Source organism: Gordonia sp. (in: high G+C Gram-positive bacteria) (assembly GCF_047606305.1).
Lineage (GTDB): Bacteria > Actinomycetota > Actinomycetes > Mycobacteriales > Mycobacteriaceae > Gordonia.
Map to the genome: position 1 here is coordinate 16,046 of NZ_JASGER010000069.1, position 22,167 is coordinate 38,212.

General features: G+C 68.4%; 21 protein-coding genes. 8 read left to right on the top strand and 13 right to left on the bottom strand.

Going from position 1 to position 22,167, the window contains the following annotated elements; translation table 11 throughout:
* Position 1 precedes the first annotated feature (1 nt).
* From QM634_RS10930 to QM634_RS10960, 7 genes are all read right to left on the bottom strand, one after another.
* A complete protein-coding gene (locus QM634_RS10930) occupies positions 2-1,204 on the bottom strand; it encodes an MCE family protein (protein ID WP_415042812.1) in 1,203 nt (400 codons plus the stop codon).
* Positions 1,201-2,265, bottom strand: coding sequence for an MCE family protein (locus QM634_RS10935; RefSeq protein ID WP_415042813.1), 1,065 nt, complete (start codon positions 2,263-2,265; stop codon positions 1,201-1,203). Before QM634_RS10935 ends, QM634_RS10930 begins: the two co-directional genes overlap by 4 nt.
* Entirely contained in the window at positions 2,258-3,436 is a 1,179-nt protein-coding gene (locus tag QM634_RS10940) for an MCE family protein (protein WP_415042814.1), read from the bottom strand. The genes QM634_RS10935 and QM634_RS10940 overlap by 8 nt, the downstream gene beginning before the upstream one ends.
* Before the next feature lie 5 nt (positions 3,437-3,441).
* A complete protein-coding gene (locus QM634_RS10945) occupies positions 3,442-4,293 on the bottom strand; it encodes an MlaE family ABC transporter permease (RefSeq protein ID WP_415042815.1) in 852 nt (283 codons plus the stop codon).
* Position 4,294: 1 nt separating this feature from the next.
* Positions 4,295-5,059: an MlaE family ABC transporter permease gene (locus tag QM634_RS10950; RefSeq protein WP_415032395.1), complete on the bottom strand. Its 765-nt coding sequence runs from the start codon at positions 5,057-5,059 to the stop codon at positions 4,295-4,297.
* 70 nt (positions 5,060-5,129) lie between these two features.
* The gene (locus QM634_RS10955) at positions 5,130-6,020 is read right to left on the bottom strand and encodes a 3-oxoacyl-ACP reductase (protein ID WP_415042816.1); all 891 of its coding nucleotides are present in this window, start codon (positions 6,018-6,020) and stop codon (positions 5,130-5,132) included.
* Between the two features lie 133 nt (positions 6,021-6,153).
* The gene (locus QM634_RS10960; RefSeq protein ID WP_415042817.1) at positions 6,154-6,345 is read right to left on the bottom strand and encodes a ferredoxin; all 192 of its coding nucleotides are present in this window, start codon (positions 6,343-6,345) and stop codon (positions 6,154-6,156) included.
* 111 nt (positions 6,346-6,456) lie between these two features.
* Between QM634_RS10960 and QM634_RS10965 the strand changes: the two genes are divergently transcribed.
* The 3 genes from QM634_RS10965 to QM634_RS10975 are packed head-to-tail and all read left to right on the top strand — an operon-like array spanning position 6,457 to position 10,297.
* A complete protein-coding gene (locus QM634_RS10965) occupies positions 6,457-7,644 on the top strand; it encodes an acyl-CoA dehydrogenase family protein (RefSeq protein WP_415042818.1) in 1,188 nt (395 codons plus the stop codon).
* Positions 7,645-7,656: 12 nt separating this feature from the next.
* Complete coding sequence (locus QM634_RS10970) at positions 7,657-8,763, top strand: acyl-CoA dehydrogenase family protein (RefSeq protein ID WP_415042819.1); 1,107 nt, start codon at positions 7,657-7,659, stop codon at positions 8,761-8,763.
* A 13-nt stretch (positions 8,764-8,776) separates the two neighbouring features.
* Positions 8,777-10,297 carry an AMP-binding protein gene (locus QM634_RS10975; RefSeq protein ID WP_415042820.1) on the top strand — a complete coding sequence of 507 codons (1,521 nt, stop codon included), beginning with the start codon at positions 8,777-8,779 and terminating at the stop codon, positions 10,295-10,297.
* Positions 10,298-10,354: 57 nt separating this feature from the next.
* Here the strand turns inward: QM634_RS10975 and QM634_RS10980 are convergent, their stop codons facing one another.
* A complete protein-coding gene (locus QM634_RS10980; RefSeq protein ID WP_415042821.1) occupies positions 10,355-11,128 on the bottom strand; it encodes a crotonase/enoyl-CoA hydratase family protein in 774 nt (257 codons plus the stop codon).
* A 2-nt stretch (positions 11,129-11,130) separates the two neighbouring features.
* A complete protein-coding gene (locus QM634_RS10985; RefSeq protein ID WP_415042822.1) occupies positions 11,131-12,042 on the bottom strand; it encodes an oxidoreductase in 912 nt (303 codons plus the stop codon).
* A 211-nt stretch (positions 12,043-12,253) separates the two neighbouring features.
* Between QM634_RS10985 and QM634_RS10990 the strand changes: the two genes are divergently transcribed.
* Complete coding sequence (locus QM634_RS10990; protein WP_415042823.1) at positions 12,254-13,735, top strand: DNA sulfur modification protein DndB; 1,482 nt, start codon at positions 12,254-12,256, stop codon at positions 13,733-13,735.
* A gap of 77 nt (positions 13,736-13,812) precedes the next feature.
* Here the strand turns inward: QM634_RS10990 and QM634_RS10995 are convergent, their stop codons facing one another.
* Both QM634_RS10995 and QM634_RS11000 read right to left on the bottom strand, forming a co-directional pair.
* Positions 13,813-14,940 (bottom strand): NAD(P)H-dependent flavin oxidoreductase, encoded by a 1,128-nt coding sequence (locus tag QM634_RS10995; protein WP_415042824.1) that lies wholly within the window; start codon positions 14,938-14,940, stop codon positions 13,813-13,815.
* Positions 14,941-14,978: 38 nt separating this feature from the next.
* The gene (locus QM634_RS11000; RefSeq protein WP_415042825.1) at positions 14,979-16,610 is read right to left on the bottom strand and encodes an acyl-CoA synthetase; all 1,632 of its coding nucleotides are present in this window, start codon (positions 16,608-16,610) and stop codon (positions 14,979-14,981) included.
* Positions 16,611-16,669: 59 nt separating this feature from the next.
* Here QM634_RS11000 and QM634_RS11005 point away from each other — a divergent pair, with 59 nt between their 5' ends.
* The gene (locus QM634_RS11005) at positions 16,670-17,464 is read left to right on the top strand and encodes a crotonase/enoyl-CoA hydratase family protein (RefSeq protein ID WP_415042826.1); all 795 of its coding nucleotides are present in this window, start codon (positions 16,670-16,672) and stop codon (positions 17,462-17,464) included.
* A 151-nt stretch (positions 17,465-17,615) separates the two neighbouring features.
* Here the strand turns inward: QM634_RS11005 and QM634_RS11010 are convergent, their stop codons facing one another.
* Complete coding sequence (locus QM634_RS11010) at positions 17,616-18,452, bottom strand: SDR family NAD(P)-dependent oxidoreductase (protein ID WP_415042827.1); 837 nt, start codon at positions 18,450-18,452, stop codon at positions 17,616-17,618.
* Positions 18,453-18,523: 71 nt separating this feature from the next.
* Here QM634_RS11010 and QM634_RS11015 point away from each other — a divergent pair, with 71 nt between their 5' ends.
* Positions 18,524-18,874: a DUF4873 domain-containing protein gene (locus QM634_RS11015; protein ID WP_415042828.1), complete on the top strand. Its 351-nt coding sequence runs from the start codon at positions 18,524-18,526 to the stop codon at positions 18,872-18,874.
* Here the strand turns inward: QM634_RS11015 and QM634_RS11020 are convergent, their stop codons facing one another.
* Positions 18,875-19,576 (bottom strand): TetR/AcrR family transcriptional regulator, encoded by a 702-nt coding sequence (locus QM634_RS11020; RefSeq protein ID WP_415042829.1) that lies wholly within the window; start codon positions 19,574-19,576, stop codon positions 18,875-18,877.
* 124 nt (positions 19,577-19,700) lie between these two features.
* Here QM634_RS11020 and QM634_RS11025 point away from each other — a divergent pair, with 124 nt between their 5' ends.
* Together QM634_RS11025 and QM634_RS11030 are read left to right on the top strand one after the other, a co-directional pair.
* Entirely contained in the window at positions 19,701-21,194 is a 1,494-nt protein-coding gene (locus tag QM634_RS11025; RefSeq protein ID WP_415042830.1) for a flavin-containing monooxygenase, read from the top strand.
* A 2-nt stretch (positions 21,195-21,196) separates the two neighbouring features.
* Positions 21,197-22,153: a diiron oxygenase gene (locus QM634_RS11030; RefSeq protein WP_415042831.1), complete on the top strand. Its 957-nt coding sequence runs from the start codon at positions 21,197-21,199 to the stop codon at positions 22,151-22,153.
* Positions 22,154-22,167: the final 14 nt, after the last annotated feature.

The following is a 22,167-nucleotide window of genomic DNA, read 5'->3' on the forward strand; positions in this document are numbered from 1 at the left end:
GTCAGCCCCCCTGGCCGTTCCGCGGGTACTCGACCTTGGGCGCCGGCTTCTTCGGCTTGCGCGGGTCGTACTCCGGCGCGGTGTACCACTTGTTCGGCAGGAACGTGGAGTTCGTGTAGTCGTAGGCCTGCCAGATCTCCGGGTACTTGCGCTGCAGGGCCTTCATGAAGACCGCGGTGTAGTCACCGAAGGTCGGCACGCCGACCAGCGACGAGAAGTACGGGCCGGAGGAGACGGCCTCGCCGAGCAGGTTCGCGTACGGACCGAGTCGGTCGACGGCCTGCTCGAGGTCGGCCTTCTTGTCGATGAGGATCTGCATCACGCGGTCCAGGCGGCTCAACATCGGCGTGAACTGCGCGTTGTTCTCCTTGATGAAGCCCTTGATCTGGGTGGTGACGTCACGGGTTCCGGAGATGATCTGGTCGAGGGCCTCGGACCGGGTCTGCAGCTCGCCGAGCAGCGCGTTGGCGCTGACCAGCAGCCGGTTGACCTGCTCGTTCCGGTCGCCGACCGCAGCGCTGATGCTGTTGGCGCGACCGAGGAGCTCGCGCAGCGACTTGTCCCGCTCGGCGATGGCCTGCGAGAGGCGGGCCACGCCGTCGACGGCTCCGCGCACCGAGGCGGGGGTCGCGGCGAAGGTCTTGCTCATCGCGTCGATGGCGGTGCGCAGCTGATCGGTGTTCGTCTCCTGCAGCGTGCCGGTCGCGTTGTCGAGCGCGTCGGTCAGCGAATACGGCGAGACGGTGTTCTCGTTGCCGATCTCGCCGCCGGGCAGGATGCGGCCGGGGCCGTGCGGGATCAGCGTGAGGTTGCGCCGGCCCAGGACGGTCTCGGTCTTGATCGCGGCCTGCGTGTCGGTGCCGAGGTTGACCTTGTCCTTCAGGCGGAACTTGACCGCGGCCTTCTTGCCGCCCTTGGTGTCGGCGAGGGAGATCTTCTCGACGCTGCCGACGTTGACGCCGGACACCGAGACGACGTCGCCGGGGACCAGGCCGCCCGCGTCGTCGAAGTAGGCCTTGTACGTGCTCACCGGCGACAGGAACGGCAGGCTGTTCATCTGGAGCGCCGTCACGACGACCAGGCCGGTCACGACGAAGCCGATGATGCCGGTCGCGGCACGGCTGCGCTGGCCGCGGGCGGCGTCGCGCTCGACGTCGGCGGCGTTGGAGCCGGCGCGCTGGGTGGATCCGAACATCGGGCTCATGGGTGCTGACACCTCCCGCCGGCCATCTGCGTGTTACCGAAGGCGTCGATGGTCGGGATGATCAGCTGCGGGGTTCCCGGGGCGCCGAAGATCAGTCGCTGACGGCAGATCCAGATCTGCAGCCAGGCGCCGTAGCTGCCCAGGTTGGACAGCTTCTTGAAGTCGCCGGGCAGGCGCGAGAGCAGCGGTCGCAGGTCGGCCTCGCCGCGCAGCAGCTCCTCGCTGGTGCGGCTCAGGTTGTTGAACATGCTCTGCAGCCCGGGCCGGGTGTCGCCGAGCAGCTTGGCCATGTCCGTCGCAACGGCGGCGGTCGAGGTCAGCGACGAGCCGATCGTCTCCTTCTGGCCGGCGAGGCCGGTCATCAGGGTCTCGAGGCGGTCGATGCTGTCGATGACGCCGGTGCGGTCCGCATCGAGGGTGGCCAGGGTCGAGTTCAGGTTGTCGATGACCGAGCCGATGAGCTCGTCGCGGTCGGCCAGGGCCTCGGTCAGCTGCGAGGTCATCCGGAGCAGGTGGTTGAGCGACGGGCCCATGTTCTCGTCCTGGAACACGCGGACGAGGCTGGTGGAGAGCTCGTTGACCTGCTTGCCGTCCAGGGTCCGGAACAGCGGCTTGAAGCCGCCGAGCAGCTTGTCCAGGTCGAGGGCGGGCTCGGTCTGCGACGTCGGCAGCGTCGAGCCCGGCGACAGCGTGTCACCGACGTTGCCGGCGCCGCGGCGCAGCTCCAGGAAGCGGTCGCCGGTCAGGTTCTCGTAGCGGATGAGGGCCTGCGCCGACTTGGGCAGCGGGTACTTGCGGTCGACCGAGAAGCTGATCTTGGCGATGTTGTCGTCGGTCAGGCTGACGTCGCGGACGGCGCCCACGTCGACGCCGGCGATCTTCACCTTCGCGCCCGGCTTGATCGCCGACGCACTGGTGAACAGGCCGTTGAAGGTGTTGGTGCGGGTGCCCTGGAAGCGGCTGAACACGGCGACGAGGCCGACGAACACCAGGAGCATGGCCATGGCGAAGGCGCCCAGCTTGATACAGGTCGCCCGGAATTGGCGTGCGCGATTATCCACGGGGCGGCGCTCCGAATAGCAGTTGGAAGACCTTGGTCGTACTCACCTTGGACTTGGTGCGGGGCTGGTACGGGTTCGGCCCGTTGTCGATGACGAGGAAGTCGGCCTTCTTCGTCGTGCGCGGGTTGGACAGGCCGTTCTCACAGGTCGGCGGGGCCGCACCGCGGTTCCACGGCAGGTCCTCGGGGTACTCGTACGGGTCCTTGCCCGGCAGCAGGCCGGCGTTGAGCTTGAGGACGCCGTCGTTGAGGCCGAAGATCGGGGCGCCGATCTCGTGGCCGACGGCGGCGGTGCGGATGAAGCAGGCGATGCCCGGCGCGTTGTACCCGAGCAGGGCCATCGTCACGTTCGAGTCGTTGAGCATCGAGATGATCTGCGCCTTCTTCGGCTCGATGATCCCGTTGGCCGTCGACGCCATCCCGGTGGTGTTGGCCAGGAGCGCGTCAAGGTTCGACGCGTTGTCCAGGAAGGTGTTGCCCAGGAAGACCGAGTTGTCGACGGTCTTCATCAGGTCGGGCATCGCCTCGGCGTAGAGGTTCATCGTCGTCGACGTCTGGTTGATCAGATTCGTCAGCTCACCGAGGTGCGGATTAGTCTTGCCGAGCAGCTTGGACATCGAGTCGATGCCCTTGCCGATGGATTCCCCGTTGCCGTCCAGCGCGGTGGTGATCGCACCGATCGCGGCGTTCAGCTTGTCCGGCTGCAGCTCGGCCAGGACGCTGACCAGCCGCTGGTAGACGGTGTTGAGCTCGACGGTGACGTTGTCGGCCTTGATCTCCGCACCGGGCTGCAGCGTGTAGGCGACCGTCTCCGGCTGCGGCACCAGCGTGACCGCCTTGGCGCCGAAGATGGTGTTCGACTTGATGTCGGCGTGGACGTTGCCCGGGATCTCGGCCAGCTGCTTGCGGTTGATCTTGAGCGACAACACGGCCTGGCCGTCCCGTTCGCTGATCGACCGGACGCGCCCCACCTCGACGCCGCGCAGCTTCACCTTGGCATCCGGGTTCATGACCAGGCCGGCGCGCGGGGCGACGACGGTGACCGGGGCGGTCGAGGAGAACCATCCGAGGAACTGGCCGGCCGCGCCGCCGATGAGCAGCGCGAGCACCGTGACCATGATGACGGCCGCGGTCCGTCGGACCGCGGGGCTGCGTTCGTCCCGTTCGAGCATGTCCCCTACCCCGCCAGGTTGAACTTGCCGTCGGCGCCGTAGATGGCGAGGGAGGTGAGCAGGGTGATGACGACGACCACGACCAGCGACGTGCGGACCGCGTTGCCGACCGCGACGCCGACGCCGACCGGGCCACCCGAAGCGGTGTAGCCGTAGTAGGTGTGGATCATCATCACGGCCACGGCCATGCAGATGGCCTGGGCGAAGGACCACAGGATGTCCGACGGGATGAGGAACGTCCGGAAGTAGTGGTCGTAGACGCCCGGCGACTGGCCGTAGAGGAACACGGTCGCCATGCGGCTGGCCAGGAAGGACGCCAGCGCGGCCAGCGCATAGAGCGGGATGATCGCGGCGAGCCCGGCGATGATGCGCGTGGACACCAGGTACGGGACCGAGTGGATGGCCATCGTCTCGAGCGCGTCGATCTCCTCGCTGACGCGCATGGCGCCCAGCTGTGCCGTCGCGCCGGCGCCGATCGTCGCGGCCAGGGCGATGCCGGCGATGACCGGGACCGCGATACGCACGTTGATGAAGGCCGAGAAGAAGCCGGTCAGGGCCTCGACGCCGATGTTGGCCAACGAGTTGTAGCCCTGCACGGCGATGGTGCCGCCGGTGAACAGCGTCAGGAACCCGACGACCACCACGGTGCCGCCGATCATCGCCAGCGCGCCGGTGCCCATCGAGATCTCCGCGATCAGCCGCAGGGTCTCCTTCTTGTAGCTCTTCAGCGCTCGCGGGATGGAGACGATGCTGTCCCAGTAGAACAGCGCCTGGTCGCCCAGGTTGGCCCATCGATCGCCGGAGCGCTTGATCGCGACGCGCGCGCGCCGAAGACTGGTCGTGTGGGGCAAAACCATCTCAGCTCCCCGTCGCCGTCAGTCCGACCGCCGTCACCACGATGTTGACGACGAACAGTGCCATGAATGAGTAGACGACCGTCTCGTTGACGGCGTCGCCGACGCCCTTGGCGCCGCCGGAGACGTTCAAACCCTGGTAGCACGCGACGAGCCCGGCGAAGAGCCCGAAGAGTGCCGCCTTGATCATCGAGATGATCAGCTCGCCCAGCCCGGTCAGCAGCGTGAGGTTGGCCAGGAAGGCACCGGGGTTGACGTCCTGCAGGTAGACCGAGAAGACGAAGCCGCCGCCGATGCCGATGGTGCAGACCAGGCTGTTGAGCAGCAGTGCGACGCCGGTGGAGGCGATCACGCGCGGGACGACGAGTCGGTGGATGGGGTTGATGCCCAGCACCTTCATCGCGTCGATCTCCTCGCGGATGGTGCGGGCGCCCAGGTCGGCGCAGATGGCGGTCGCGCCGGCACCGGCGACGATCAGCACGGTCACGATCGGACCGATCTGGGTGATCGTGCCGAGCGCGGCTCCGGCGCCGGAGAGGTCCTGCGCACCGATCTCGCGCAGCAGGATGTTCAGGGTGAAGCTGACCAGGACGGTGAACGGGATGGCCACCAGCAGCGTCGGCACCATGGAGACGCGCGCGATGGCCCAGGAGCACTCGATGGTCTCGCGCCACTGGAACGGCCGCCGGAACAACTCCCGTGCGGTCTCGGTGGTCAGCGCGAAAAAGTCGCCAAAGGCAGCGAACGGCGTCGCAAGCTTCGTGAGCACCGTCACTCCTTCCCCCGTGACTTTCGAGAACCTACCATGCGTAGTAGCGGATCGTGGTCAGTTGTCCTGGTCAGCCGTTCAAGGAGCTGGCGGCGAAGGTGACCTTCGGATCGCGGGCCTCGAAGTAGCTGGTCAGTGTCTTGTCGAGCTCGTCGGTCGACCAGTCGTCGCCGTCGGCCGCGAAGACCTCGGCGATCTCCGGCGCGGCCATCAGGGTGACCTTCGGTCCGTAGACGACGAAGAGCTGGCCGTTCACCGCCGAAGCCGACGGTCCGGCCAGGTAGGTGACGAGTTTGACGACGTGCTCGGGCGACAGCGGATCGACGCCGCCCTCGGGTGCGTCGCCGAACACGTCGGCGGTCATCGCGGTGCGGGCGCGCGGGCAGATCGCGTTGGCGGTGACGCCGTAGCGGCCCAGCGCGCGCGACGCCGACAGGGTCAGCGCGGTGATCCCGGCCTTGGCGGCGGCGTAGTTGGCCTGTCCGGGCGGCCCGAACAGACCGGCTTCCGACGAGGTGTTGATCAGGCGGCCGTAGGTCGTGCCGTCGCCGGCCTTGGCGGCGGCGCGCCAGTGGGCGGCGGCGTTGCGGTTGAGCAGGAAGTGGCCGCGCAGGTGGACGCGCTGCACCAGGTCCCACTCGTCGTCGGTCATGTTGAACAGCATCGTGTCGCGCACGACGCCGGCGTTGTTGACGACGATGTGCAGTCCGCCGAGATCCTCGGTGGCGGTGCGCATGATCTCTTTCGCCGTGTCCGACTCGGAGATGTCGCCCGCCACCGAGACGCCGCGCGAACCGGCGGCGGCGATCTCGTCGAGCACGTCGCTGGAGTCCAGGGCCGACGCGAGGTCGTTGACGATGACGGTCGCTCCGGCGCGGGCCAGGCCGATGGCCTCGGCACGGCCCAGGCCGGCTCCGGCACCGGTCACCACGGCCACGCGACCACTCAACGATTCACTCACGCTTGTCCTCCGGCGATGTCCGTTCGGTCCGCTGGCTGTGGCGGCGGCACCGACAAAAACTAGAACCTGTTTCAGGCACCATACAGGCTCGCAACGGGATGTGGGCTGACACCCCGGGAAATTCCTGGGCTGTTTATTCGTGCAGGGTCAGAGCGGACTTCGGGCAGCTGGCCACCACCTGCCGCATCTCCTCGGCCCGGTCGGCCGAAACGTCTTCTTGCAGGATAACCAAGTAATCGTCGTCATCCAGCTCGAATACGTCCGGCGCCATTCCCACACAGATCGCGTTCGACTCGCACAGGTCGAAGTCACAACTGATGCGCATCGCGCAACTCCTCTCCTTGAGGTTCGCCTCGGTTGACGAACCCGCTCGTTTCAGGTTAGAACGTGTTACAGAAACAAGCGAGCAAACCCCCGAAACGAAAGCTGGATCGCGATGCGCATCGCCTATTCCGAAGAGCAGGAGGCGCTGCGCCGGGAGCTGCGCGCGTACTTCGAGAAGCTCATGACCCCCGAGCGCCGCGCGGCGCTCACCTCGACCGACGGCGAGATGGGCGAGGGCGACGCGTACCGCGACGTCGTGCGCCAGATGGGCAAGGACGGCTGGCTGGCCCTCGGGTGGCCCGAGGAGTTCGGCGGTCAGAACCGCTCGATGATGGATCAGCTGATCTTCACCGACGAGGCCGCCATCGCCGGTGCGCCGGTGCCGTTCCTGACGATCAACTCGGTCGCGCCGACGATCATGCACTTCGGCACCGAGGAGCAGAAGAGGTTCTTCCTGCCCAAGATCGCCGCCGGTGACCTGCACTTCTCGATCGGCTACTCCGAGCCGGGCGCCGGCACCGACCTCGCCTCGTTGCGCACCACCGCGGTCGAGGACGGCGACGAGTTCGTCATCAACGGCCAGAAGATGTGGACCAGCCTCATCCCCTACGCCGACTACGTGTGGCTGGCCGTCCGGACCGACCCGGAGGCCAAGAAGCACAAGGGCATCTCGATGCTCATCGTGCCGACGACCGCCGAGGGCTTCTCCTACACGACGGTCCACACCATGGGCGGCGTGGACACCTCGGCCACCTACTACCAGGACGTGCGCGTCCCCAAGTCGGCGCTGGTCGGCGAGTTGGGCGGCGGTTGGCCGCTGGTCACCAACCAGCTCAACAACGAGCGCGTCGCGCTGTGCAGCGCCGCGCCGATCCAGACCGCGCTGCGCGAAACCACCCAGTGGGCGCAGCAGACCAAGACCCCCACCGGCGACCGCGTCATCGACACCCCGTGGGTGCGCTCGAACCTGGCGCGGGTGCACGCGGGGGTCGAGTTCCTCAAGCTCATCAACTGGAAGATCGCCTCGCAGGCGGGTTCCGGCGAGGCGCCCAGCCCGGCCGATGCGTCGGCGACCAAGGTGTACGGCACCGAGTTCGCCACCGAGGCCTACCGCCTGCTGCTGCAGGTCGTGGGCCCGGCGGCGACGCTGCGCCAGGGTTCGACCGGCGCCCACCTGCTCGGCCGCCTGGAGCGCTTCCAGCGCTCATCGCTGATCCTCACGTTCGGCGGCGGGACCAACGAGGTCCAGCGCGACATCATCGCCATGCTCGCCCTCGGCCAGCCGCACCAGCGGCGATAAGGAGACTTCGCAATGGACTTCCGCACCGATGAGACCACCGGCGAGCTGGTCAAGCTCGCCCGCGACATCGCCACGAAGATCTCGACGCCCGAGCGCGTCGCCGAGCTGGAGGAGAAGACCGCTCCGCTCGACGAGACGCTGTGGCGAGAGCTCGGCTCGGCCGGCCTGATCGGCCTGGAACTGCCCGAGGACCTCGCCGGGGTCGGCGGGGGCCGCACCACCGTCGACACCGTGGCCGTGGCCACCGAGGTCGGCCGCGCCCTGGGCGTGGTGCCCTATGCGACGACCGCGATCGCCGTCCTGCCGACGCTGGCCGGCTGGTCCGGCGCCAAGCGCGACGAGCTGCTCGCCAAGGTCGCCGGCGGCGAGGCGGTCATCGCCGCCGCCGTCGACGAGGACACCGTCTACGACCCGTTCGCCCCGGCCGCCGTCAAGGTGTCCAAGGGCAAGCTTTCGGGCACCAAGGTGAACGTCGCCTTCGCCGGCGCCGCGCACGCGCTCCTGGTGACCGCCGACGGCGAGAAGGGCCCGATCGCCGTGCTCGTCGACACCGGCGCCACCGGCGTCACCATCACCGCGGCACCGTCCACCGGCCTGCTGCCGACCGCCCAGGTCGACTTCGCCGAGGTCGCCGTCGCCGACGGGGACGTGGTGGCCGACGGCGCCGAAGCCGTTGCGGCACTGGTGGATCGGATGAACCTGGCGGCCTGCGCCGAGCAGTGCGGGGTCGTCGACGAAGCGCTTCGCCGCACCGCGGAGTACGCCGCCGACCGCGAACAGTTCGACCGCAAGATCGGCTCCTTCCAGGCGGTCGCGCAGCGACTGGCCGACGGCTACATCGACGTGCAGGGCCTGCAGCTCACCACGACACAGGCCGCCTGGCAGCTGTCGGAGGGCATCGACGCCGCCGAGGCGATCGACACCGCCAAGTTCTGGGCCGGGCAGGCCGGTCACCGCGTGGGCCACACCGCCGTCCACGTGCACGGCGGCGTCGGCCTGGACACCAGCCATCCGACGCACCGCTACTTCCTGCGGGCCAAGCAGAACGAGTACTCCCTGGCCGGCGAGCCCGCCGTGCTGGCCCGGCTCGGCGACCGCATCGCCGCCGACCCCGCCTGACCAGCTCGGACCCATGTCCGCGGTCACCGACGCGCGCTCGCTGTCGGACCTGTTGGCGCCGCTCGTCGACGTCACCGACCGCGGGCTGCACCACGGGGAGATCTACGTCTCCTGGCACGACCACCTGCGGCAGGCGACGCACATCGGCAAGGCGGTGCGCGCCCGCCTCGACCCCGACCGTCCGCCGCACGTCGGCGTCGCACTCACCATGCCGGTGGACTACTGCGTCTTCCTGGCGGCAGCGGTCCTGGAGGGCTTCGTCGTCGTCGGCATCAACACCACCCGGCGCGGGGAGGCCCTGGCCCGCGACGTGGCGACCGCGGACTGCCAGTTCGTGCTGACCGACTCGGCGACCACCGAGCTGTTTCGGGCGCTCGACGTGCCCGAACTCGTCGTGCACGACCGACCCTTCCGCGAGCTCGTCGACGCCGTGGCACCGCCGGAGCGGGTCGTCGTGCCCGACCGCTCCCCCGACGACCTCGTGATGCTGATCTTCACCTCCGGCACCACCGGTGAGCCGAAGGCGGTGCGCTGCAGCATGCGCAAGTTCGCCGCACCGGGGGTCATGCTCGCCGAGCGCTTCGGGCTCGGGCCCGAGGACGTCGTGTACGTGTCGATGCCGCTGTTCCACTCCAACGCGATGGTCGCCGGGTGGGCGGTGGCGCTGGCGGCCGGCTCGTCGCTCGTGCTGCGCCCCGCGTTCTCCGCACGCGGGTTCATCGAGGACGTCCACCGCTACGGCGTCACCTACGCGAACTACGTGGGCAAGCCGCTGCACTACATCCTCGCCGTGCCCGAACAACCCGACGACGCCGAGGTTCGGCTGCGCATCATGTACGGCAACGAGGCCAGCGCCGCCGACCGCGCCGAGTTCGCCCGGCGCTTCGACTGCACCGTGGTCGACGGCTTCGGCTCCACCGAGGGCGGCGTCTCCATCTCGCGCACCCCCGACACCCCGCCCGACGCACTCGGCCCGCTGCGACCGCCGGTGGCCGTCGTCGACCCGCAGACCGCAGAACCGGTGCCCGTCGGCGAGGTCGGCGAGATCGTGAACTCGGCGGGGCCCGGCCTGTTCGACGGCTATTGGGGCGACGAGGAGTCGACGGCGCAACGGCTGCGCGGCGGCATGTACCGCACCGGCGACCTCGGCTGGGTCGACGACGGCGGCTACATCCACTTCGCCGGCCGCCTCGGCGACTGGGCGCGCGTCGACGGGGAGAACCTGGGCACCGCACCGATCGAGCAGATCCTGCTGCGGCACCCGGCGATAGTCCAGGCCGCCGTCTACGGGGTCCCGGTGGAGATCGGCGACGAATTGTGGGCCGCCCTGGTGGCGCCGGGGTTGACGCCCGACGACCTCACCGACTTCCTCGCCGACCAGTCGGACCTGGGCCCCAAACAGTGGCCCTCGCACGTCCGGCTCGTCGACGAACTCCCGCAGACCGCGACCTTCAAGACCGTGCGCGCCGACCTGCGCGGAACCCGTGCGGCTCCCGACTGGTCGCGGTCGCGCACCGACGGCCGCTACCGCTGACCCGCCGAGCGTGCCCAGTTTTTCGCCGAGCGTGCCCAGAATCTCGCCGAGCGTGCCCTAATCGGTGCGCCACTTGGCGATGCGCGCCTCGTGCTCGGGGTCGAGATGGGCGAGCGGCTGCATGGCCGCGGCCATGCCCAACACGGATTCGAGCGAGCCGTTCCGTGATTCCTGCAGCAGCCGCTTGGCCATCCGCAGCGCCTCACCGGGGTTCTTGGCGATCCGCTCGGCCAACCGATCCGCCTCGGCGAGCAGATTGTCGTGGGGCACGACGCGGCTGACCAACCCCCATTCGAGCGCGGTCGCGGCGTCGATCCGGTCGCCGGTGAAGGTCATCTCCGCAGCCTGCTCCCACCCGATCGCCCGGGGCAGGAACCAGGTGCCGCCGTCGCCCGGGATCAGGCCGATGGACACGAAGCTCTCGGCGAAGGAGGCCCGGTCGGAGGCGATGCGGATGTCACACATCGTCGCCAGGTCGCAGCCGGCTCCGACGGCCGCGCCGTTGACGGCCGCGATGATCGGCACCTCCAGGCGCTGCAGCGCCCGCGGGATGCGTTGGATGCCGGCGGTGTAGGCGCGCCGCTTGGCCCGCTCGTCGACGCCGAACATCCCCTGCCGGTCGGCCATCTCCTTGACGTTGCCGCCGGCGGAGAAGATCTTCCCCGCGCCGGTCAGGATGATCACCCGGATCTCGGGGTCGGCGTTCGCCGCGTCGACCGCGGCATCGAGGGCGTCGATCACCTCCACGCCCGTGATCGCGTTGCCGATCTCCGGTTGGTCGAGCGTCCAGATCTGGACGTGTCCGGCGGTAGCGATCTGCAGCGGGCCCATGCTCAGTGCGCGACCTCGTCGACGGGCCGCGGCAACCGGTAGGTCACCCCGGTCATCCGCTCGGACTCCTCCCACAGCCGGCGCCACATCCTGCGGTCCTGGGAGAGCTTCGACGACGGCGCCGACCGGACCGGGCCGCGCGACTGGCCGATGCCGCCGGTCGGGCCCCAGTATTTGTGCGGGTCGATGTCGGGCTCGGTGGCGCCGAACAGGATCGACTCGGCGGCCTTGCGCGGCGCGTGTCCCCACACCGCGGCGAAACCCTTGCCGACGAGGTCGACGGGCGTTTCGGTCTTGGTGAACAGGTCCGTCCCGGAGACGCCGGGGTGGACGGCGATCGAGCGCAGCGGCGACCCGGCGTCGTCGAGCCGTCGCTGCAGTTCGCGCGCGAACATCAGGTTCGCCAGCTTCGCCTGCGCGTAGGCCAGGTTCCGCTGGTAGCGGCGGTGGTCGTAGTTGAGGTCGTCGATCCACAGTTTCGGCGTCTGCCGGTGCGCGATGCTTGCGACCGTCACGACCCGGTCGTTGATCTGGTTCAGCAGCAGCCCGGTCAGCGCGAAGTGGCCGAGGTGGTTCACCCCGAACTGCATCTCGAAGCCGTCGGCGGTCCGCTTGAGCGGCAGGTTCATCAGCCCGGCGTTGTTGATCAGCACGTCGAACTCGCCCATCCGCGCGGCGAAGTCGCGGACCGATGCGAGGCTGGCCAGGTCGAGCGGTTTGACCCGCACGTCGCCGGAGATGCCCTCGGCGATCAGCTCGGCCTTCTTCGTGTCGCGGCACGCCATGATCACCGTCGCGCCCCGCTCGGCCAAGACGCGGGTCGCGACCTCGCCCAGCCCTCCGTTGGCACCGGTGATGACCACCGTCTTGCCGCTCTGATCGTCGATGTCGTCAGTCGACCATGAAGTTCCCATGAGGTCATTCGACCACATCGGACACTCGGACGGGGCGCCGGATCAATGACGGTCGGACACCAGTCACACCAAGCGGGGCCGGCGCAATTCAATTGAATAAAAAAATGTTGACAGAAAAGGGCCGGCGCTTTATTCTGACTGTGATCAGGAACACCTGATCACAAAGCGAGGTCGGCCCCGCTGGAAACGAAACCGACCTCACTCCGATGGAATGGAATCCACCCAGATGAATAGTAACTCGCCGACGCCACCCGCAGCGACAGTGTCAGAGGCAGCACTTGAGGAACTGCGGACCAACGTCACCCGGCCAATCGACCTGCAGAAGGTCGGGCTTCTCACCAAAGCAGGCAAGATGGAGAAGATCACTTTCACTGCGACCATCAAAGAAATCGCCGAACGATTCAACTTTGATCGGCTACTCTCCCGCCACGTATTCGATATCGACAGTGACCAGCCAGGTAACCGCGACATCACCGACAAGCACTGGCAGGATATCAGCGACTACCTGCTCGAAGATGAGCGCCCTTTCCTTGGCACCATCACTGTTGCGATGCGGAGGGACCAGGTCGAGCTTGAGCCGCTCGGATCAGCAGGAGAACATGTTGAGTTGGCCAAGCTGACGATCTACACAGGTGCCGAGAAGCCGATTCTGGAGGACGGTCAGCATCGCAACAGGGGCGTGATCCACGCCTGGAATCAAGTCAAGGATATCGACGAAAAGACAGCCACCGCGGAAGAAATCGCGGTGCGTGATCGGCTTGCTTCAGCTGGCGTAACCGTTGAGATGCTTTTCGAACACGAACGAGACGTCCTTTCGACAATCTTCGTCCGGATGGGCAGTACGAAGCCGATCCCGCCGGCACTCGTGGCAGTAATGGACCTCAGCACGATCCAGAACCGTCTAGGTGCGAAGGTAATGCGGAAGTCGGAACTGTTCCACAACCGCACCACCTACCTGGGCGCAAAGGCAAGTCGTGAGTTGGCTGAGACACAGGGGCGGAAGTACGAACCGCTCTACTCAGCCGACGCTGTCCGAAACGCTGCCGCCAACATCGCGGGCGTCGGTGTGCGGGATCGTTCTCCCAAGAAGCGTGAAGATATTCTTGAGGCGATCGTCCGGGAACAGATGCAGATCGAGGGCATGGGCCAGGACGGTGTGATCGACAAGCTCGCGACGGCCCTCGCAGCGGAGATCGACTACGCGTACAGAACCATCCCAGGATGGCGGGAACTGGCGAAACGTCCAGAGGACTATTCGGTCACCGAGTTCAAGAACCAGTACGTGCACGGTACCGCCGCCGGCCTGTACACGATCGCAACCGTCATCGCTGCGGCAAAAGTTGCTGGCTTGTCTCCGCAGCTGGCGGTAGATGCGATGGCGAGAGAGGTGCCTTGGCGGCGCGATTCGCTCCGCGCCGGGAAGGACGGCAACGGACTTCCAATTCAGGTCCACACCTTCTTTGAAGGGACTCTCGTAAAGACCGCTCAGGCTAAGAGCGGCGAATGGATTGCCGGAACAGCCGGCGCACGTCGCGACATGTACCAGGAGGCTGCGAGGAAGGTCCTCAGGACAATCGCCAAAGCCGACCCCAGACTCAAGTCAATTGACGACCTTCGCACCCACATTGCAGTCGGGTTGGCTTCGGCCGGCAGAGGGCGACCGAGAAAGGCGGCCGCCGCGGTGTCAGCCTGAGTGAGAGCATCACGGCCGCGTTGCACTTTCTCCTTGCAATGCGGCCGTCATTGCCTTGTACTCCGGGTACTCGACCACTACATCGTGGCGTTCAACCGCCCCACCGCGATGTTGTACTCGCTCACGAGATCCGCGATCAGGTCGGCGACCGGGGTGATGGCGTTCATCCGGCCGACGATCTGGCCGGCCGGCATCGCGATGACGTCCGGGTCGTCCGACGCGGAGATCCGGGCGTGCGCCTCCCCGACGAGCAGGTTCTGCAACGGCATCGGCAGCGGCTCGGGCGCGTTCTCCGCATCCCACGCGTCGGTCCACTTCGTCTTGAGCAGGCGCGCCGGCTTGCCGGAGTAGATGCGACGCCGGACGGTGTCGCGGGAGGTCGCCTTCAGCAGCGCCTCCTGCACCGTCGACGGGCCGTCGCCGGTGGCGCCGAGCTTGTACTCGGCGGCGGTCAGCCAGTAGGTGCCCATCCACACGCCCTGCGCGCCGAGCGCGATCGCCGCGGCGATCTGCCGACCGCTGCCGACGCCGCCGGCCGCCAGCACGGGCGCGGCGTCGCCCATGGCATCGACGATCTCGGGCCACAGCACCATCGAGGTGACCTCGCCGGTGTGGCCGCCGCCCTCGTAGCCCTGGGCGATGACGATGTCCACGCCCGCCTGCACGTGGTTGAGCGCGTGTTCCCTGGCGCCGGCCAGGGCCGCCACCGCGACGCCGTTCTCGTGGGCGAGCGCGATCACGTCGTCGGGCGGCGAGCCGAGCGCGTTGGCGATCAGTTTGATCTGGCCGTACTTGCGGGCGTGCTCCATCGCGACGTCGACGTGCGAGCGGGCCACCGAGTGCAGCCAGCCGAGCACACCGGTGTTGATGCGGCTGCCGCCGGGCAGCTCCGGCACGCCGAGGTCGGCGAGGGTGCGCTCGACGAAGGCGCGGTGCTCGGGCGGGATCATCGCGTCGAGGTCGACCTTGGAGCCCTCGGTCGGGATCTTGGCCGGCATCACGACGTCGACGCCGAACGGCTTGCCCTCGGTGAGGTCGTGCATCCGCTCGAGCACCTCGTCGAGCTCCTGTGCCTCGTTGAACCGCACGCAGCCGAGCACGCCGAGGCCGCCGGCGCGGCTGATGGCCGCCGCGACGTCCTCGCTCGGGGTGAAGCCGAAGATCGGGTACTCGATTCCGAACTTTTCGCTGAGCTGGGTTTTCATGGTGATCCTGACGGTTGTTGCGGTGGTCTGGGGAGGGGCTATTCGGCTTCGTCGGCGGGCCGCGACTCGGCCACCGACTGCGCCCAGCGGTAGTCGGGCTTGCCGGCCGGGGAGCGCTTGATCTCGTCGACGAACCACACGCTGCGCGGCACCTTGTAGCCGGCGAGCTCGGCGCGGGCCGCCTCGCCGAGCGAGGAGAGCGGCGGGCGGGCGCCGTCGCGGGTGGCGACGACGGCGGCCACGCGCTGGCCGAAGCGCTCGTCGGGGACGCCGACGACGGAGACGTCGAAGACGTCGGGGTGCGCCTTGAGGGCGGCCTCGACCTCCTCGGGGAAGACCTTCTCGCCGCCGGTGTTGATGGACACCGAGCCGCGGCCGAGCATCGTGATGGTGCCGTCGGTCTCGAGGGTCGCGAAGTCGCCGGGCAGCGAGTAGCGCACGCCGTCGTAGACGACGAAGGTCTTGGCCGACTTCTCCGGGTCGTTGTGGTAGCGCAGCGGGACGTGGCCCGAGCGCGCCAGCACGCCGACCTCCCCGCTGCCCGCCTCGACCGGGGTGCCGTCCTCGCGGAGCACGTGCGTCTCCGGGTCGGCCTTCACCTTCGGTGCGCCGACGTGGCTCTCGCCCTTGACGACGACGCTCATGCCGCCGAAGCCGGTCTCCGACGAGCCGATGGCGTCGATGACGACGGCGTTCGGGAAGGCGGCGACGTAGCGGTCCTTGATGGCCGGGGAGAACAGCGCCGCCGACGAGGCGATGGAGACCAGCGTCGAGGTGTCGTAGTCGCCGGCCTCGTAGGCCTCGATCATCGGGCGGCCCATCGCGTCACCGGTGATGAAGACGACGTTCACGCCGTGGCGCTCGATGACCTTCCACGCCTCCTGCGCGTCGAAGTCCGGATAGACCACGGCCTTGCCGCCGGCGAACAGCGACTGGAAGATCGCCCACTGCGAGCCGCCGTGGATGAACGGCGGGATCGGGAAGCGCACCAACTGGCCGCCGGCCGCGCCGGTCTTGGCCATCTCCCACTCGTCGGCGATCGGCTGGCCCGAGTACCAGTCGATGCCGCCGCCGAGCACGCGCCAGACGTCCTCCTGGCGCCACACGACGCCCTTGGGCTTACCGGTCGTGCCGCCGGTGTAGAGCATGTAGAGGTCGTCGTCGGTGCGCTCGGAGAAGTCACGCGCACCCGAGGCGCCGGCGATGGCCTGCTCGAAGTCGACGACCGTGACGCCCTCGACGTCCGTACCGGCGGGCTCGTCGTCGCCGGGGTCGGCGATGACGATCCGCTCGGTGACGGCGGTGTCGCAGTTCTGCAACGTGTTACACACCCGGTCGGTGTAGCGGCCCTCGTGGATCAGCACCTTCATCCCGGAGTCGGTGAAGATGTGCTCGAGCTCGGCCTCGACGTAGCGGTAGTTGACGTTGACCATGACCGCGCGGGCCTTGAAGATGGCCAGCATCGCCTCGACGGCCTCGATCGTGTTTCTGCTGTACAGACCCACCGCGTCGCCCGGCTGGATGCCGGCGTCGATGAGCACGTGGGCGAGCTTGTTCGACCGCTCCTCGAGCTCGGCGTACGTGCGCGAGACATCGCCGGACTCGAGCGCCGTGCGCTCGGGCATGAGGTCGACGGCGTGCTCGATCAGGTCGGCAATCGTGTAGGCCATTTCTAGAAACTAGAACGTGTTACTGTTTTCCACAAGCGTATGCCCGAGGGAGGACCACGATGGCCGACACGACACCTGATTGCCTGGTCGAGAAGCGCGGCCACGTCCTGGTGGTCACCATGAACCGCCCGGAGGCCCGCAACGCCCTGTCCACCGAGATGATGCGCATCATGGAGGAGTCCTGGGATCGGGTCGACGACGATCCGGACATCCGCGTCTGCGTGCTGACCGGCGCGGGCGGCGCGTTCTGCGCCGGCATGGACCTCAAGGCCATGAACAAGAACTCGCCGGGCGACACCGCCGACAGCGGCGCCTGGAACCCGGCCAAGCTCCCCGCGCTGCTCAAGGGGCGCCGGCTGAGCAAGCCGCTCATCGCGGCGGTCGAGGGCCCGGCCATCGCCGGCGGCACCGAGATCCTGCAGGGCACCGACATCCGCGTCGCGGGTCAGAGCGCCAAGTTCGGGGTCGCCGAGGCGCGCTGGGGTCTGTACCCGCTCGGCGGCAGCGCGGTTCGACTGCCGCGCCAGATCCCGTACACGATCGCCGCCGACCTGCTGCTGACCGGACGGCACATCACCGCCGAGGAGGCCAAGGAATACGGCCTCATCGGTTACGTCGTGCCGGATGGATCCGCACTGGACAAGGCGATGGAGATCGCCGAGAAGATCGCCGCCAACGGACCGCTCGCGGTGCAGGCGATCCTCAAGACGATGCGCGACTCGGAGGGCCTGCACGAGGAGGACGCCTTCGAGGCCGACGGCAAGGTCGGCCTGGGCGTCTTCAAGTCCGCCGACGCCAAGATCGGCCCGCGCGCCTTCGCCAACAAGGAGAAGCCGGTCTTCACCGGTCAGTAGCGCCCACTCGACGGAATTCTGGGCACGCTCGGCGAATTTCTGGGCACGCTCGGCGAGTTTCTGGGCACGCTCGGCGAATTTCTGGGCACGCTCGGCGTCGACCGTGCCCACATTTTCGTCGACCGTGCCCACATTCTCGTCGACCGTGCCTTCAGAGGCGGTCGGCGACCCCGCCCAGCTTGCCCAGACGCCCGACGACGTCCTCGTAGCGGGGACCGATGACGCGCGGAACCGCGTCGAAGAAGCGGGCATCCGGTCCGATGAGTACGCGCGGCGCGTTGCGCCGGATCCCCCGCACGATCGCCTTCGCCGCACCCTCGGGCGAGGTGACCGCGATCTTGTCGAACTGCGCGCCCGCCTTGGCGATCTCCTCCGGGGTGTCCCCGGCGCCCCGACCGTTCACGACGATGTTGGTCTTGATGCCGCCCGGGTGGACACACGTCACCCCGACCTTGTGACCGGCGATGAGCATTTCCTGGCGCAGCGACTCGGTGAAGCCGCGCACGGCGAACTTGGCCGCGTTGTAGGCGCTCTGACTCGGGATGCCCATCAGGCCGAACACCGACGACACGTTCGCGATGTGGCCCTCACCCGAGGCGATGAGGTGCGGCAGGAAGGCCTTGGTGCCGTTCGCCACACCCCAGAAGTCGATGTTGAACAACCACTCGAAGTCGTCCCAGGACATGTCCTCGACGGTCGCCGACAGGGACACGCCCGCATTGTTGACCAGGACGTTCACCTGTCCGAACTGGTCGATCACCTGATCGGCGTGGGCGTAGACCGCCTCCCGATCGGCGACGTCCAGGCGGTGGCCGACCGCGCGGGCGCCCGCGGCCTCGCAGAGCTCGACCGTCGCCGCCACACCGGCCTCGTCGACGTCGGACAGCGCCAGGATCGCCCCGCGACCGGCGAGGTTCACCGCCAGCGCCCGCCCGATTCCCGATCCGGCCCCGGTGATGACGGCGACCTTGCCCTCGAAGTTGCGCATCGAACCCCCTCGTCGACGGCGCTTCGGTGATGCGCCGATCAGGACCGAAAGTATCGCATACCATCGGTAGCATGAACAGCGTCTTCACCCACAGCCCGCACGAGGGATCGGACTTCATCGGCGACGCGACGATCATCGTGCGCGGCACCGAGATCCCGGTGCAGGTCGAGATGCGGGGCTACCGCGAGCCGATCGACGGGGTGTTCCGCTGGATCGGCCGGGTGGCGCCGAACGAGAGGCTCAGCGAGATCCTCGGCGACGCCCAGCGCACCACCATCACCGTGCGGACCGACCACAGCGCGCGCCCGGCGGTGATTGGCGACCCCGACCCGTGGAACCGCTTCCGCATCATGGGCAAGAGCACCCCGCCCTACCACGTGCCGACCGAGCTGGCCGAGGTCGAGGGCGAGGGCGAGGGCTGATCAGCTCGCGTAGACCGCCGCGAGGTTGTCGGCGATCGACGCGTCGAAGTCCAGCTCGGCGCCGCCGTTCTTCGCGGCGGCGACCTGCAGCAGCGCACGGATGTAGGGGTCGATGCGCTCGACGAAGCTCTCCGGGCTCTCGGTCGGACCGTCGTCGCCGACCCATCCGTCGGCGGCGAACACGACCGCACCCATGATCATCGCGGCCGCGGCGTCGAGCTCGTGGCCGCCCGGCTCGCCCGTCCCACCGGGCACCAGCGCGGACAGCACGCTCGAGATGTCCTCGGCCATCGTGCGGGCGGTCTCGATCGCGTGCACCCCCGGCGAACCGGCACCGCCGCTCGCCCCGGAGAAGTTGAGCTGCAGGAAGCGGAAGACGTTCGGGTGGTCGCTGACGAACTCCGCGTATCCGGCGATCCCCTCGCGGACGAGCTCGCCCAACGTGCCGGCGGTGAGTTGGGGCCCGGTGACGATCCGCTCGGTGAGGGTGTCCATCACGCGGTCGTTGATCGCGTTGACCAGTTCCCACTTGTCGGTGAAGAAGCGGTAGAGCGTCGGCTTGGGGATCTTCGCCTCGGCCGCGATCTCCCGCATGCTGACGTGCGGGCCCTGGTCGTCGATGGCACGGATCGTCGCGTCGACCAGTGTTCGGCGCATCTTCTTGCGGTGCTCGGCCCACCGCTCGGTGCGTGCGTCCGCCATCACTCCCCCTCCCGTCGCGCGAGAACGTCGGGCCACCAGTATGGATCATGGGGGGAATCCCTGAAAGCACTTCCCCGGCACGGCCTGTTGGGCATACTGACGGTATCGGATACCGGAGGTAACAGTGACGGTCGAACAGGTCGAGGTCGACGTACTCGTCATCGGCGCGGGGATTTCCGGGATCGGCGCGGCCTGCCGGCTCGCCCAGATGCACCCCGAACTCGACGTCCGCATCCTCGAGCGCCGCGCCCGCGTCGGCGGCACCTGGGACCTGTTCCGCTACCCGGGCATCCGCTCGGACTCGGACATGTTCACCTTCGGCTTCGACTTCGCACCGTGGACCCAGGCCAAGGTCCTCGCCGACGGCCCGTCGATCCGCGAGTACGTGGAGAAGACCGCCCGCGACCACGGCGTCGACGAGCGGATCGACTTCGGCGTGACCGTTTCGCTGGCGTCGTGGAGCAGCGTCGAGCAGCGCTGGACCCTCACCGCCGACACCGACGACGGGACCACGCGCGCGTACGTCGCGAAGTTCGTCGTCGGGTGCACCGGCTACTACGACTACGACCACGGCTACCGGCCCGACTTCCCGAACGAGTCCGCGTTCACCGGCACGATCGTCCACCCACAGCACTGGCCCGAGGATCTGGACTACCGCGGCAAGCGGGTCGCGGTGATCGGCAGCGGCGCGACCGCTGTGACGCTGGTGCCCAGCATGGCCGACGAGGCCGCGCACATCACGATGATCCAGCGCTCCCCCACCTACATCGTCCCGCTGCCCGCCGAGAACAAGGTCGCGACGGCGGCCCTGCGGCTGCTGCCGGAGAAGCCGGTGTTCGCCGGCGTGCGCGCACTGGCGACCGTCGGCGGGCGCATCGGGTTCAGCGCCATGCGCACCTTCCCCCGCACCACCAAGCGCCTGCTGACGAAGGTCGTCGCGGGGCGGCTGCGGCCGGAGATCGACATCAAGCACTTCACCCCGTCGTACAAGCCGTGGGACCAGCGGATGTGTGTCGTCCCCGACGGCGACCTCTTCAAGGCCCTCAACCGGGGCAGCGCCTCGATCGTCACCGGGACCATCGACACGTTCACCCCCACGGGCGTCACGATGACCTCCGGGGAGCACATCGACGCCGACGTCATCGTCACCGCCACCGGTCTGAACGTGCGGTTCAACGGCGGCATCGACGTCGTCGTCGACGGGGAACCGGTCGTCGTCCCGGACCGCCTCACCTACAAGGCGGTCATGCTCGAGGGCGTGCCGAACGCGGTGTTCGTCTTCGGCTACACGAACGCCTCCTGGACGCTCAAGGTCGGACTGGCCACCCACTACCTGAGCCGACTTCTCACCCACATGCAGCGCCACGGCTACGGCATGGTCATGCCCGAGGCGACCGGCGCCCGCGCGACCGACGAGACCGTGTTCGGCAGCCTGACGGCGGGCTATGTGCTGCGGGCCGCACACCTGCTGCCCAAACAGGGGGACCATGGGGTGTGGAAGGTCCGCCACGACTACCTGGCCGATTACGCGGCGCTGCGCCTGCGACCGATCGCCGACGACGCGCTCGTCTTCACCCCGGCCACCACGGCGCGGACCGTCGCACGGGCGAGGGGATGACCATGGCCACCGAATTCTTCGAACCGACGACCACCGACGGTGGCCCGGTCTCGCGCCGACGGTCCATCGTCGACCGACAGGCGACCGCACAGCGCTTCCTGTTCGAGGCCGCCGAGGATTCCTACGACGGCGAGCTCGACATCGACTGGGACGCCCCGCCCGCGCCGGACACACCGTGGCTGCCGCCGGAGATGGTCACCCTCCACGCCACGGACCTGTGGAAGGCCATGTCGGCCGCCGAGCGCGCCGACCTCGACCGCCGGGAGCTGGTCGACCTGTTGACGCTCTCGGTGTACGCCGAGACGGTGCTGTCGATGTTGACTTTCCGCGACGTCGCCGAGCGCAGCGGGCTCGCCGACGACCGGGCGCGGTGGATGCTCAAGTGCGTCGACACGCACGCGCGCAACATCACGATGTTCGGGCGACTCATCGACGTGGCCGGCGTGCCGCCGTACACGCGCAAGAAGTTCGCCAAGCGCCTGGAGCGGTACACGCTGCTGATCCCCAACGGCGCGACGACCGCAACGGTCAAGCTGATGCTGGAAGCCGCCCTCGCCGGGCTGATCACGATGGCCCATGACGGCGACGTCCAGCCGCACGTCGAGCAGATCACCGCGATCCACCTGATGTCGAGCCGCCGGCACCTGCGGTTCGCACAGGAGGAATTGGCCGCCCTGGTCGCCGGTCGCGGCGCCACCCGACGGGCCGCCGCGTCCATCGCCGGGGCGGGCGTCGTGGCCACCGTCGCGAGACTGATGGCCAATCCGGACGTCTACCGCGACGTCGGGCTGCCGGTGCCGCGCGCGGTCCGGCAGGCGCGCCGCTCACCGGCCCACCGGCGCCGGATGGACGCCGCGTTCACCGACGCCGTGCGCTTCGCGTCCGAGGCCGGGTTGTTCCACGATCCGGTGAGTCGGTCGATGCTGCGCCGCGCCGGAATCCGACGGCCCAGATCTTGACATCGGGCACTGTG